Source organism: Thalassotalea sp. 1_MG-2023, from assembly GCF_030546745.1.
In the GTDB taxonomy this organism is placed as follows: domain Bacteria; phylum Pseudomonadota; class Gammaproteobacteria; order Enterobacterales; family Alteromonadaceae; genus Thalassotalea_C.
Map to the genome: position 1 here is coordinate 1 of NZ_JAUOPD010000019.1, position 13,734 is coordinate 13,734.

The following is a 13,734-nucleotide window of genomic DNA, read 5'->3' on the forward strand; positions in this document are numbered from 1 at the left end:
GACGCGTAGCTCAGCTGGATAGAGTACCTGGCTACGAACCAGGCGGTCGCAGGTTCGACTCCTGCCGCGTCCGCCACATTTTAAACCAACCTTCGGGTTGGTTTTTTCGTTTAAGAGTCGTGTAAAAACAAGTCGCTCAGCTGGATAGCTATACTATGGGCAAAAGCTGGCTACGAAACATGATCCCTTTCGGTCGCAGGTTCGACTCCTGCCGCGTCCTCAATATTAAAAATAAAATTTAAAGAGTTAGATACATTTAATGAAGATAACGTTGTATTTTCACGATTTTGATTCAAGCTTTTAAATGTACCTGACCCTTTAATCATTCATTGTGTATTCAATTTGGCATTATTGTATTTTGCATACAATATTGTCTTTTTTTGTTCTAAGCCTTAAAAATTGGAATGGGTAATTGTATACAATATTAATTCTTATAACAAAAATGTGAATAATTATTGAAAATAATTGAATGTCACGGCTTAAATGTGGCTTTTATGGGTTGACTTCAAATTTTTTTTCTGAGTTCTCGAAAATATATTTGCTTTTTACCAATTGGAGTGATTATTCTAATTCCAACCTTTTTTAGATTAGGATAAAAAATGGACAGTTTATTACAAACTTTTATTGAAGCTGGCACATTAATGTTAGCAGGTATGGTTTTTGTTTTTGCATTTTTAGGGCTACTCGTTATTTTTATTAACTTAGTACTAGTAAAACTTGCGAACAAATATCCCGATCCTATTATTCAATCTAAATCAAAACCTAAAGCAAAGAAAACAAATATTGCCTCTAATGGTGTAACACCCCAAGTCGTTGCGGCGATAGGCTCGGCTGTTACTCAATATAAACAAAAACATGGCGATAAAGCATAGGAGCGAATACACATGTCAAAAGCACTAGGTATTACCGAAGTTGTATTACGAGATGGTCACCAATCTTTACTTGCCACTCGATTACGTTTAGAAGATATGCTGCCGATCGCATCAAAATTAGATGATATTGGTTTCTGGTCAATAGAGTCATGGGGTGGTGCTACGTTTGACTCATGTATTCGTTATTTAGGAGAAGATCCTTGGCATCGAATTCGTGAATTAAAAAAAGCAATGCCGAAAACTAAACAACAAATGTTATTTAGAGGCCAGAATATTTTAGGCTATCGCCATTATGCGGATGATGTTGTTGAAAAGTTTGTTGAAAGAGCACATGTCAATGGTGTAGATGTTTTTCGAATATTTGATGCTATGAATGATGTTCGAAACCTTCAAACTGCAATTAAAGCTGCAGTTAATGTTGGTGCTCATGCGCAAGGTACGCTCAGTTATACAGAAAGCCCTGTACATACTCTTGAGGGCTGGCTAACCATGGCTAAAAAGCTAGAAGACATGGGAGCACATTCTTTATGTATAAAGGATATGTCAGGTTTGCTGAAACCCTATGACGGTGCCGAGTTGATAAGCCGTCTTAAAGAAACTGTCTCATTACCTATTGCGTTACATTGTCATGCAACAACCGGTTTAAGTGTTGCTACCCACATGAAAGCCATTGATGCCGATATTGATGTTATTGACACGTCTATTTCATCTATGAGCCAAACGTATGGTCATTCGCCAACAGAAACAATTGTTTCTATTGTTGAAGGAACAGAGCGTGATTCAGGTTTAGACATGGAAAAACTTGCTGAGGTGGCTGCATATTTCAGAGATGTTCGAGAAAAATATGCAAACTTTGAAGGTAGTCTAAAAGGCGTAGATGCGCGTATTTTATTAGCACAAGTACCTGGTGGCATGTTAACCAATATGGAAAACCAGTTAAAAGAACAAGGTGCTGCTGATAAATTTGATGATGTATTAAAAGAAATTCCAAGGGTACGTGAAGATCTAGGGAATATTCCGTTAGTCACGCCAACATCGCAAATCGTCGGCACACAAGCGGTTTTAAATGTACTAACAGGTGAGCGTTATAAGTCGATTACAAAAGAGACTGCAGGCGTTCTTAAAGGTGAATATGGTGCAACGGCTTCGCCGGTTAATACGGAGCTACAAGATCGTGTGCTTGATGGCAAAGAGGCTATTACCTGTCGTCCGGCTGATTTATTAACACCTGAAGTTGATAAACTCACCAGCGAACTTGAAAATATTGCGAAAGAAAAAAGCATTACACTAGCGGATGAAGTAATTGATGACGTGCTAACTTATGCATTATTTCCGCAAATAGGTTTGAAATTTTTAGAAAATCGAAATAATCCAGATGCTTTTGAGCCAGCACCGACTAAAGAGGCGAACAGCTCTCAAACGTCAACGGCGAAGAAAGCATCAGCGACTACTGAGAACTACTCGGTCAGTGTTGATGGACAAGTGTTTGATGTTGTCGTTGGCCCAAGTGGCAGCGTATCTTCAGTTACCACTGCAGATGCTGAAATAAAACAATCTGCACCGGTCAGTGCAGGTGAAACCTTAAATGCACCATTGGCAGGTAATATTTTTAAAGTACTTGTTGATGAAGGTGAAGAGGTTGCCGCAGGCGATGTGGTTATCATCATGGAAGCGATGAAAATGGAAACTGAAGTGCGAGCTGTATCGGCAGGTCAGGTTGCTTCTATTCATGTTAGAGAAGGGGATGCCGTTACTGTTGGCGAAACCTTACTGACTTTAGCGTAGGTGATAACATGGAGCAGTTAAATACTTTATGGTTATCAACAGGCTTAGCAAATTTTGAGTTAGGCCAAGTTATTATGATGCTTGTTGGTTGTGGGCTTTTATTTCTCGCTATCGCGAAAAATTTTGAACCGCTGCTACTTGTGCCAATGGGGTTTGGTGCCATACTGACTAACATACCTGTTGCAGGTTTTTCTGAGGTCGGTGGTCTATTACATTATGTGTATTACGCTGGTATTGATACGGGTATATTCCCGCTATTAATATTTATGGGTGTAGGTGCAATGACCGATTTCGGCGCGCTAATCGCGAACCCTAAAACCTTGTTTTTAGGGGCTGCGGCGCAATTTGGTATTTTTGCGACATTATTTGGTGCTATCGCATTGAATGCGATCCCTGGCTTCGAATTTACGTTACAAGATGCTTCTGCAATTGCGATTATTGGTGGTGCAGATGGCCCAACAGCTATTTTCTTAGCTTCTAAGCTAGCACCAGAGCTTCTTGGCGCTATTGCAGTAGCAGCATACTCATATATGGCGTTAGTACCCATTATTCAACCACCAATCATGAGAGCTTTAACCACCGAAAAAGAACGTAAGATTGAAATGGCACAGTTACGTCATGTAACCAAAATTGAGAAAGTTATCTTTCCGTTGGGTGTCTTGTTGATGACAATTTTCTTTTTACCTGCGGCTACGCCATTAGTTGGTATGTTTTGTTTAGGTAACTTAATGCGTGAATGTGGTGTCGTTGATCGTTTAAGTTCAACTGCGCAAAATGAGCTTATCAATATTGTTACGATATTCTTAGGTTTAGGCGTTGGTTCTAAATTAAGTGCTGATCAGTTTTTGAATGTTGAAACATTAGGTATCCTCGGTTTAGGTGCTGTTGCCTTTTCAATTGGTACAGCTTCTGGGGTATTAATGGCGAAACTGATGAATAAACTAAGTAGCGAGCAAGTAAACCCGTTAATTGGAGCGGCTGGTGTGTCTGCGGTACCGATGGCAGCACGAGTAGCGAATAAAGTAGGCTTAGAAGCTAATCCACATAATTTTTTACTGATGCACGCTATGGGGCCAAATGTCGCCGGGGTGTTAGGCTCTGCAGTGGCAGCCGGTATTTTATTAGCATTGGTTGGTCAGTAAAAGTTACAAGTTAATAGAAAAAGCGTTAATCGATGTTTATCACGATTAACGTTTTTTTTTGTCCGAAATCGTCGTGACTATTCCAGCGTTTGCCAATTGGTTAAAATTATTTAATGGTGTTAAGTAGGCTCGCGTATTCAGAGTCAATAAGGCTTTATCAAGCTGTTTTTTTAAGGTTTGACCTGCACGTGTTTTTTTAACGGCAAGACCAGCAGGAATTGTAATAAGTTTGTTGTAATGTATGTTGGCAAGCTTTAAGCGGCTGATAGTACTCATCATTGATGCGCGTTCAAAAATAGCAGCCTTTATGCGCTTTTTGACGATTAACCTAGCTAACTGCTCAAGGCTACTGACTTCTATAAACTTTTCTCTAGGGATATTCGTCACCATTGACATAAAGTCAGCATTACCTGTCAAAGTACCGATGCTGTTGGTGGTTAAGTTTTCTTCGTTAAGATACCGGGGGCTTTGTGCGTAGATATCTACTGTCGCTTGAAAAAACCAGTCTAACTCTATTGCCCCTCGATAAAAGCTTTTAGATTCATTGCCCTTTGGCGTTAATCCGATTAATTTCACTTTACCGTCATGCAGATCTTTTTTTGCTCGGGCATAGGTTGCTATTGTGACTTGAAAAGATAAGTCTGTTTTGGCTTCAATTGCTGCTAACATATCAGGTAAGATCCCTGAACCATCATCGTTTATAACGGGCGGAAATGGTTCAAGTTCAACGAAAATACACTCTGCATTACCCGTCATTGAAAACGTTAACAATAAGATAATTAAAAGTTTCTTCACGTATTAAATCCCTGCTGCTTTTATTCACCCTAACATAATTATAAAAAGTATCGCAATCTATCGTTGTTAAGGTTGTATTTTATATTGTTGCCAGCCTTCATTACTTTTTTCAAAACATATCCGATCATGTAGTCGGCTAGTTCTTCCTTGCCAAAACTCCATGTAATGTGGCTTAACGCGTAAACCACCCCAAAATTCGGGCAATGGCACTTCTTGACCTGAAAATTTTTGTTGATATGCTTCAAATTGTTCTTTGAGTGTATTGTCGTGACTGAGTTTCTGGCTTTGCTTTGATGCCCAAGCGCCAATTTGGCTACCTCGGTCACGACTATGAAAATAGCGTGTAGATTCTTCAGGCGTGATCTTTTCAACGGAGCCTTCAATACGAACTTGTCGTTGTAATACATTCCAATGAAATAGTAATGCAACTTTATCGTTGTGTTGTAATTCTTGATGTTTCCGACTGCCATAGTTGGTATAGAAAACGAAACCTTGTTCGTTGAATGATTTTAATAACACCATGCGAGAACTGGGTTGACCACTATCACTGACAGTGCTGACCGACATCGCTTCTGGCAATAAAATGCCTGACTTATTGGCATCATCAAACCACTGTTGAAATAAATCAAAAGGAGATTGGTTTGGTTGAATATCAGGTAAGGGTAAAGCAACGCCTTGGCCAAAAGTAAATAGGCAGCGTAACTTCTCTAAAAAGGTCATGCAGTCAACTCCAATATTTGAATTTGACTATTTTATCAATAACGATATGAGTTTTATAGAAAAAGAATGAGGAAATGGCAAAACATAATGTAAATAAACAATATTAACTAAACGGTTAATACTGAATAATTATTGCCATAAAAAAGTAAGGTATATAAATTTACGATGAATCCCAATCATCAAGTAAGTCTTTTAAACGTTTCTGCTCCAATAAATCATCGATTTTACGTCTTACTTTGGCGTTGTTTTCTGCTGTTGGTAACGCGTGTACATCAGGTTCATCATTGTTAAGTTGTTGATTGTGTGCATCGTCGTGTTTGTCATAAGTCATGTTTTTATACCTAGTTCATGCGAATAACGAATATCACTTTCGTAGTTTTCATCCTAATAATGTGAACATAGGCAAGGAAACTTTATCGGTCAAATTTTCAGTGTAAAAAATGTGTCTTAACAACAGTTGATGGAAAAGCCGTTCAAAAGCACTACTGCCAAATTACAGCAGTGCTATCGGCTATTTGAGTGTTATTTTACCAGCCTTCAACACCTTTCATATCAGGCAACTGGTGCGCAATACCTTTATGACAATCGATACAAGTTTTATCACCGCTAGCAAGCGACGTTGAATGTTGTTGAGCTGCTCTGCCACTTTGAGCGGTAAAGTCCATGTAATCAAAATTATGGCAATTTCGACACTCTAGTGAGTCATTAGCTTTTAGGCGTGTCCATTCATTTTGTGCTAAACGTTTTCGGTGAGCGAGAAATTTTTCTCGAGTGTTTATTGTGCCGAATATTTTACCCCATACTTCTTTTGAAGCTTGCATTTTTCTGGCTATTTTATCTGTCCATTTATGCGGAACATGACAGTCGGGGCAGGTGGCACGTACCCCTGAACGGTTTGAAAAATGAATGGTCGTTTTCATTTCTTCATAAACATTGTCTTCCATTTCGTGGCAAGAAATACAAAATTGTTCGGTATTAGTTGCTTCTAGTGCAGTATTAAAACCACCCCAAAAGATAATGCCCATGATAAAACCACCGATAACGAGAAAGCCTAAACTAAAATATGCACTAGGCTTTTTGAGTGTTTGCCAGCCAATGCTAATGATCTTTTTCATCATACACTCCTAATTATCACTTTTTTGCTTTGTTTTCATTAAACGATGCATGTCAATAAAGGTGTTTTCTACTAAAGGTTTTGCATCGGTTTGAGTCGCGTGGCATTGGTTGCAAAAATAGCGTCTGGGCGATATTTCTGCGAGAAAGTTTCCGTCTCTATCCATATAGTGAGTAACGCTTACCATTGGCGCTTGAGACTCTTCAGTGCGCTTTCTACTGTGGCACGACATGCACTTGTTGGTATTAAGGTTTACTTCATAATTTCGTGTTTTATGAGGGATCACCGGCGGCTGCATAGGATAGTTTCGGGCGCGTTTTATGTCGTTATTCATAACATTAGCAATGGGTGATGAAGGTGATTGCTGATCCAGCGCTTTCCCTTTTCTTAACGTTGCAACATCGTCAAAGGCGGTAGCCGTTGTGGTGACTAATATTAATGATAAAAATGAGTTACATATATATTGCATTGCTTTATTCATATCATCCTCCTAAGCTTTTACTATTCTGACAGCACACTTTTTAAAGTCAGTCTGTTTAGAGAGTGGATCAGTTGCATCTAAGGTCACCTTGTTGACTAATCTGCTGGCATCAAACCACGGCATGTAAACCAAACCTTTAGGTGGCTTATTACGTCCTCTGGTTTCTACACGGGTTTGTACTTCGCCTCGACGAGACTGTATTTTAACCAAATCGCCGCGTCGCATTTTCCGCGCTTTAGCATCATCAGGATGCATATAAACGAGGGCGTCTGGCATTGCTTTATAGAGTTCAGGTACTCGTTGAGTCATAGAACCTGAATGCCAGTGCTCTAATACACGGCCGGTGGATAACCATAAATCAAAGTGAGCGTCTGGTACTTCAGCTGGCGGCTCATAGGGCAGTGCGAAGATCACGGCTTTTCCGTCAGGTTTGCCATAAAATTCAAAATCACTACCTGGGGTTACATACGGATCTGAACCTTCCTTAAAGCGCCATCGAGTTTCTTTTCCGTCGACGACAGGCCAACGAAGTCCACGTTCTTCATGATAACGATCATAATAGGCTAAATCATGAGCTTTTCCTCGGCCAAAACTCGCATATTCTTCAAATAATCCTTTTTGAATATAAAAACCAAAGTGACGAGCTTCATCATTGAGCCTGTCTGTTGGTACTTGGTTGATTGAAAATTTGTTTACATGACCATTTTCATAAAGCACTTCATACATAGATTTACCTTTATACGAAGGGTTTTTATCCAATAACTCTTCCGGCCACACTTCTTCGATAGCAAAGCGTTTAGAAAATTCGACTAATTGCCATAGGTCAGATTTTGCACCCTTTGGTGCTTCCACCATTTGGTACCATGCTTGGGTTCTTCTTTCTGCATTACCGTAAACACCTTCTTTTTCCACCCACATTGCAGTGGGTAAGATTAAATCTCCAGCTTGAGCGGTAACGGTTGGGTAAGGATCAGATACAACAATGAAATTATCAGGATGGCGATAACCTGGGTAGCCTTCTTCATTCATATTAGCTGCAGCTTGCATATTGTTATTACATTGCACCCAATAGAAGTTAAGTTTTCCATCTTTTAACATACGGTTTTGCACAACAGCATGGTAACCAGGTTTTGCGGGTATTGTGCCTTTTGGCAGTTTCCACTTTTCTTCTGCAAAGGCTCTGTGCTTATCGTTGGTAACAACCATGTCTGCCGGTAAACGATGTGAGAATGTCCCGACTTCTCTTGCCGTTCCACATGCGGATGGTTGGCCTGTTAATGAGAATGGACTATTGCCAGGAGTTGATATTTTCCCGGTTAATAAGTGAATGTTATACACTAAGTTGTTTGCCCATACGCCACGCGTGTGTTGATTGAAACCCATCGTCCAAAAAGAACAAACTTTGGTTTTTGGGTTTGCATACAGCTCTGCTAAAGCTTCTAAATTTGCAATTGGAACACCAGAGAGTTGAGAAGTATATTCAGCGGTATAAGTGCTAACAAATTCAGCATATTCTTTGAAGTTAATTGCTTTCGAACCGCCAGCGTTTGAGCCATTATTTTTGGCACGTTTCTCTAGTGGGTGCTCTGCTCGCAAGCCGTAACCAATATCGGTATTACCCATACGGAAATTAGTATGTTTATTGACAAAATCTTTATTAACACGATCTGTGGTAATAATGTAATTAGCAATAAAGTTTAAAATAGCTAAATCGGTTTGTGGTGTGAAGATCATACTGTTATCAGCAAGGTCTGAACTACGGTGCTGGAAGGTAGAAAGCACGGCTACCTTCACATGTGGGGCGCTTAAACGGCGATCGGTTATTCTTGTCCATAGAATAGGGTGCATTTCTGCCATATTAGAGCCCCAAAGCACCATTGCGTCGGTTGCTTCAATATCATCATAACAGCCCATTGGCTCGTCGATACCGAAAGTGCGCATAAAGCCACCAACTGCTGACGCCATACAATGCCTTGCGTTTGGATCAATGTTATTACTTCTAAAACCGGCTTTAAATAATTTAGATGCCGCATATCCTTCAAAAACTGTCCATTGACCAGAACCAAACATACCAATTCCGGTAGGACCTACTTTCTTGAGTGTTTGTTTTGCTTTTTCAGCCATGATGTCAAACGCTTGATCCCAAGTGATAGGCGCGAAATCACCATTTTTATCAAACTTACCATCTTTCATACGAAGTAAAGGGGTTGTAAGGCGATCTTTGCCATACATAATTTTCGACAAAAAATAGCCTTTTATGCAGTTTAAACCGCGGTTAACTGGAGATTTAATATCACCATGAGTCGCAACGACTTTACCGTCCATGACTCCAACGTTGACACTACACCCTGTGCCACAAAAGCGACAAGGGGCTTTATCCCATTTTAATTTAGTTAAGTCACTGCTCGTGATCAAATTTGATGCAGTGGCAGGAACTGATACCCCTGCAACTGCCGCAGCAGCGGCAACAGCATTAGCTTTAATAAACTCGCGGCGATTAATATTCATTTTGTCACCTTATTCTTCGGTTATAAATTGATGATAAACAGGCGATAAACTGTAAAGCCCGATAAAATTTCTAAACTGCTCTACCACAAAAGCAATATGTTTTTGATGTTGAGCTTCAACAGTAAACACTACTTTGCCATCGTCACTGATTGCGTGAACTTGTACGCCTTTTTGCGCTTCAAGGTCTTGGCTGAACGCATCGGTTTGTTGTGGAATAATATGTGCTACAAAACTGGCGATATGGTATTCGGTTGATTCTGGACAACCATTATTTGTTGGTTTGCTGTTTGTTGTTTTCATAAGAAGTCTCTTGCAGTATACGTTTAACTTTCTTCTAGTAACTTTCCATGGCTGATGATTGTTACTTTCTGTCTGTTAAACGTTCTTAAGAAGTAGGCGGGCCAAATAGCATTTGTGATATCCAGACAACAAAACCGAATCCACCAACGATAATGACTGATAAAATCGGCGCTAAAAATACCGCAAGAAAAATAAAGGTGTTTCTTTCATGCTTACGTTGCCTTTCTGGAGTGACTTCGTTTGGCATATTGTTTGTCCTTCATAGGTTTTTAGCCATTATGCCTAAAGCTAAAACGAGAGAGTTGATCCATATCAATGTTAAGTGCGTTTATATTTCTGATGAATTATCGCTAACATCAGTTCAGAATTGGGTTATTGCTTGGTATGATAAATCTCCTATTAATGAGAGTAATTGAGTAGTTAAGTGCATTCTTCTGACGAGTTATTACAATGGTTATCATCGTGGCAACCTGATATTTTAGCTGCAAATGAACGAAGACTAGTGATTGCAGAAGGTGAGCTTTCATGGCAGCACAAAGTAGCTGAACGTTTTTTTTATTTTTATCAGAAGAAAAATGGCAGCATATATTTGTGGGGAGATTCTCAGCCGTACTTACCAGGAAATAAACACAACTACCGCCATCAATTAGGCCGCGAAAATGATTTGGTTATTTTTGCTGATGAAAACTTTCATCCCGATGCCTTTGCTGCATTATCAGGCACAATTAAAGCCGGCGGAGTGCTATTGTGGTTAAAGCCAACAAACGGTAAACCTAGCTCATTTATGCAGCGCATAGAAACTGAGTTTGCTCGAAATCATAATGTTATAACTATTACAGCATCATCATTACCTGTTATTAACCCAGTAAAACTGGATAAGATTGCCCCTCAACCTAAGGGCTTAAAAAAAGGTTGTGCAACCTTAGAACAACAGCATGCTGTGGATGGTATTTTACGTGTTACTGATGGCCATAGAAATCGTCCGTTAGTGTTAACAGCAGATAGAGGGCGAGGAAAATCAACCGCATTAGCGTTGGCAAGTGCTTACCTTTTATTGCAAGCAACGCAGCAACAGCCAGTTACTATCATTATTTGTGCGCCAACCATAAATGCGTTAAATGTATTTTTTCAGCAGCTGTCGATACATTGTCCACAAGGTGTGTTAACTAAAGGTTTATTCGAATATCAACAGCATTGTGTAAAGTTTATTCCAATAGATGTGTTATTAGAAACAAAGCCAACATGTCAATTACTGTTAGTGGATGAGGCAGCAGCTATTCCAGTACATTTATTGTCTGATGTTGCTACACATTATAAACGCATTGTGTTTTCATCAACACAACACGGCTATGAAGGGGCTGGTAGAGGTTTTGCCATTAAATTTCAGCGTTTATTAGCTAACATCTCTCCTCAATATCGCACATTACATCTTCAACAGCCGATCCGCTGGCGTGAAAATGATCCATTAGAAACACTTATTTACTCCACCTTCTTGTTTGATTGTCAACACGAACCATTACCAATAATACAAGGCGCAACGGGACAACAGTTCCGCTTTGTGACTAATAATGAATTAACTAGGGATAATGCCTTATTATCACAAGTGTTTGCCGTGCTCATGAGCGCGCATTATAAAACCACGCCGTCTGATTTAAAATTACTGCTCGACAATAATGCGGTACGAATTGTTATTGGCTATGAAGAAAATAATTATTCAGTGAATGCAGTAGCGTTGATCGTTGAAGAAGGCGAGGCAAGCAATGAAGATATAGCTTCCGTGATCAATCATGAAAAGCAATTAGCCAATCAGTTTATTCCGCAATATTTACTCAGGCATCTATCTGTTGAAAACGCCTTTCAATATCGTTATTGGCGCGTAAATAGAATTGCTGTTACTGAGACTATGCAACATTTAGGTATAGGTAGTAAACTTCTTAGCTTTGTAGTAACAGAAGCAGAACAATTAGCTATTGATTTTGTCGCAACCAGTTTTTCAGCAAACCAAGCGGTTGTGTCATTTTGGCAAAAAAATGGTTTTGCTGTGGTTAATCTTGGAATGTCAAAAGTACAAGCCAGTGGTGAACATGCTGCGTTACTGTTACAAGCTCTGAATAACCAAGCTAAAACAATTGAACATGCTTTGGCAGAACAATTTTATCGAAAAGTAGCCTTTTATTTACCTAGTGTATTTCAAAAACTACCAGCTTCATTAATTCGACAGTTAATGTACAGTGGTCAGCCACAATGGTTACCCCCATTAACATCTACCGATAACCTTGTCGTTAAAGCATTTAGCGATAAAAAAATGCAATTTTTACAAAGTGCTTTTAGCTTGCAACTTTGGATGTTGCATTATTTAACTAATGATCATGTAGTGGCTGAAGATATTATCAAAGGCACGTTGTTTTCTGACGCTGAAATCGCCTTAGACTTTATGGTTGTTAAACTTTTACAACAACACTGTGATGCTGATATTTGCAAAGCGTTTTCAATGTCGGGTAAAAAACACATTCAACACCAATTACAACTATTATTAGGTAATTTAATTTGCTGATAAGTGAAATTATCGTCGACACTGCCAACTCCAAAACCGGTGCATTGTGTGATAATCACATACGCTTGTTGTTTCTGGTAAATAATCTACTGAGATGATCACTTTCTCAATATAGTGAACAATGGTTTTTGCCAGCCCTTGACTGGGGGCATCGCAATAGGTGTTGAGTAGAATAGTTAACCATTGTTCAGATGTTGTTGCATATTGCTGAGTAATATCGATACATTTCATTGTTATTAATCCTGTCTACCTACACAGCTCGTTAGTAAGCTTTGCCAAATAACTTTCTTTGCAGCGGAATTTAAACTTTGGCATTCATTACCGTGAATTACGCCTGACGTGATCAATGTTGCTAACAAATGTTGTGGCAGGGCAACCTGTGCAAGTTCTCTAGTTTGGGGGGTCGCTTTATTTTTTGTCATGCTTGTTCCTTACGTTGACACTGGTAGTAACAACTGTAGTCATTCAATTAACTTAATACAAATGATAATTAATCGTATTTAATGCTTTGTTGATGTTGTTAAGTACCGATTTTAGCGTTACTATCTGATGTGTAAGTAATATTATGGAGTAATTTAATGACACCAGTCATTGAAGTAAAAGGGTTAACAAAAAAATATGGTGAGTTAAATGCAGTTGATGGCGTAGATTTTACTATTAATCAAGGCCAATGTTTCGGTTTGCTAGGTCCAAATGGTGCAGGCAAAACAACAACAATTGAAATTATGGAAGGGATCATCAAACCCTCTTCTGGCCAAGTGAACTACTATGGAAAAACTGCTACTACTACTGATATTTCTCAACAAATAGGTATTCAATTTCAACATACGGCTTTGCAAGATTTTCTAACGGTAAAAGAAACATTAACGCTTTTCTCTTCATTTTATCAACAGACGATAAGCCATGAACGTTTAATTGAATTATGTGATTTAGGTGATTTTCTATCGCGCGATAACCGCTTATTATCTGGCGGTCAAAAGCAACGTTTGTTATTGGCATTGGCATTAATTAATGACCCCGATATTGTTTTTTTAGATGAACCAACAACAGGGTTAGATCCACAAGCAAGACGAAATTTTTGGCAGTTGATAGGTAAAATAAAAGCCAACAATAAAACAGTCATTTTAACGACACATTATATGGACGAAGCAGAGCAACTTTGTGACGATGTAGCAATCATGGATAAAGGCAAAGTCATTGAACAGGGCACACCTGAACAGTTACTTTCTAGACATTTTAAAGATGTTTTTATCAATCTGCCAAAAGAAGATATCGATAAACAGATAGTTGCAGAAAACAACTGGTTGATTGAAGGCAACAAGGTGGTTATATCCACGTCAACCGTAGAACAAACATTAGCATATTTGATAAAACAAAATATTTCACTAACGGGGCTACATGTAAAGTCGCCGAATCTTGATGATCTGTTTTTAAAGTTAACAGGTCATTCGTTGAGAGAATAA

General features: G+C 39.0%; 15 protein-coding genes. 5 read left to right on the forward strand and 10 right to left on the reverse strand.

Annotation, left to right across the window (positions count from 1 at the left end):
• Nucleotides 1-599: 599 nt before the first annotated feature.
• From Q4489_RS13805 to Q4489_RS13815, 3 genes are read left to right on the forward strand one after another with little or no spacing between them, the layout of a single operon-like run.
• Entirely contained in the window at nt 600-872 is a 273-nt protein-coding gene (locus Q4489_RS13805) for an OadG family protein (protein ID WP_303481299.1), read from the forward strand.
• A 12-nt stretch (nt 873-884) separates the two neighbouring features.
• Nucleotides 885-2,657 (forward strand): sodium-extruding oxaloacetate decarboxylase subunit alpha, encoded by a 1,773-nt coding sequence (gene oadA, locus Q4489_RS13810; protein ID WP_303481300.1) that lies wholly within the window; start codon nt 885-887, stop codon nt 2,655-2,657.
• Between the two features lie 8 nt (nt 2,658-2,665).
• The gene (locus Q4489_RS13815; protein WP_074496079.1) at nt 2,666-3,799 is read left to right on the forward strand and encodes a sodium ion-translocating decarboxylase subunit beta; all 1,134 of its coding nucleotides are present in this window, start codon (nt 2,666-2,668) and stop codon (nt 3,797-3,799) included.
• A gap of 45 nt (nt 3,800-3,844) precedes the next feature.
• On the opposite strand, the gene Q4489_RS13820 is transcribed toward Q4489_RS13815, so the two are convergent.
• From Q4489_RS13820 to napE, 8 genes are all read right to left on the reverse strand, one after another.
• Nucleotides 3,845-4,594, reverse strand: a complete 750-nt coding sequence (locus Q4489_RS13820) for a hypothetical protein (RefSeq protein ID WP_303481301.1) — start codon at nt 4,592-4,594, stop codon at nt 3,845-3,847.
• 66 nt (nt 4,595-4,660) lie between these two features.
• Nucleotides 4,661-5,314 (reverse strand): pyridoxamine 5'-phosphate oxidase, encoded by a 654-nt coding sequence (gene pdxH, locus Q4489_RS13825; RefSeq protein ID WP_303481302.1) that lies wholly within the window; start codon nt 5,312-5,314, stop codon nt 4,661-4,663.
• 160 nt (nt 5,315-5,474) lie between these two features.
• The gene (locus Q4489_RS13830; RefSeq protein ID WP_303481303.1) at nt 5,475-5,645 is read right to left on the reverse strand and encodes a PA3496 family putative envelope integrity protein; all 171 of its coding nucleotides are present in this window, start codon (nt 5,643-5,645) and stop codon (nt 5,475-5,477) included.
• A gap of 196 nt (nt 5,646-5,841) precedes the next feature.
• Nucleotides 5,842-6,432 (reverse strand): cytochrome c3 family protein, encoded by a 591-nt coding sequence (locus Q4489_RS13835; protein ID WP_303481304.1) that lies wholly within the window; start codon nt 6,430-6,432, stop codon nt 5,842-5,844.
• A gap of 6 nt (nt 6,433-6,438) precedes the next feature.
• On the reverse strand, nt 6,439-6,909 hold the full coding sequence (locus Q4489_RS13840; protein ID WP_303481305.1) for a nitrate reductase cytochrome c-type subunit: 471 nt from the start codon (nt 6,907-6,909) through the stop codon (nt 6,439-6,441).
• A 9-nt stretch (nt 6,910-6,918) separates the two neighbouring features.
• The gene (napA, locus tag Q4489_RS13845; RefSeq protein WP_303481306.1) at nt 6,919-9,417 is read right to left on the reverse strand and encodes a nitrate reductase catalytic subunit NapA; all 2,499 of its coding nucleotides are present in this window, start codon (nt 9,415-9,417) and stop codon (nt 6,919-6,921) included.
• Between the two features lie 9 nt (nt 9,418-9,426).
• Nucleotides 9,427-9,717, reverse strand: a complete 291-nt coding sequence (locus tag Q4489_RS13850) for a chaperone NapD (RefSeq protein ID WP_303481308.1) — start codon at nt 9,715-9,717, stop codon at nt 9,427-9,429.
• Between the two features lie 85 nt (nt 9,718-9,802).
• Nucleotides 9,803-9,964, reverse strand: a complete 162-nt coding sequence (gene napE, locus Q4489_RS13855; protein ID WP_303481310.1) for a periplasmic nitrate reductase, NapE protein — start codon at nt 9,962-9,964, stop codon at nt 9,803-9,805.
• Nucleotides 9,965-10,141: 177 nt separating this feature from the next.
• On the opposite strand from napE, the gene Q4489_RS13860 reads away from it, so the two are divergent.
• Nucleotides 10,142-12,271 (forward strand): GNAT family N-acetyltransferase, encoded by a 2,130-nt coding sequence (locus tag Q4489_RS13860; RefSeq protein ID WP_303481312.1) that lies wholly within the window; start codon nt 10,142-10,144, stop codon nt 12,269-12,271.
• A 9-nt stretch (nt 12,272-12,280) separates the two neighbouring features.
• On the opposite strand, the gene Q4489_RS13865 is transcribed toward Q4489_RS13860, so the two are convergent.
• Nucleotides 12,281-12,502, reverse strand: a complete 222-nt coding sequence (locus Q4489_RS13865; RefSeq protein ID WP_303481313.1) for a hypothetical protein — start codon at nt 12,500-12,502, stop codon at nt 12,281-12,283.
• A gap of 5 nt (nt 12,503-12,507) precedes the next feature.
• A complete protein-coding gene (locus tag Q4489_RS13870) occupies nt 12,508-12,693 on the reverse strand; it encodes a hypothetical protein (RefSeq protein ID WP_303481314.1) in 186 nt (61 codons plus the stop codon).
• Between the two features lie 156 nt (nt 12,694-12,849).
• Between Q4489_RS13870 and Q4489_RS13875 the strand changes: the two genes are divergently transcribed.
• Nucleotides 12,850-13,734, forward strand: coding sequence for an ABC transporter ATP-binding protein (locus Q4489_RS13875; RefSeq protein WP_303481315.1), 885 nt, complete (start codon nt 12,850-12,852; stop codon nt 13,732-13,734).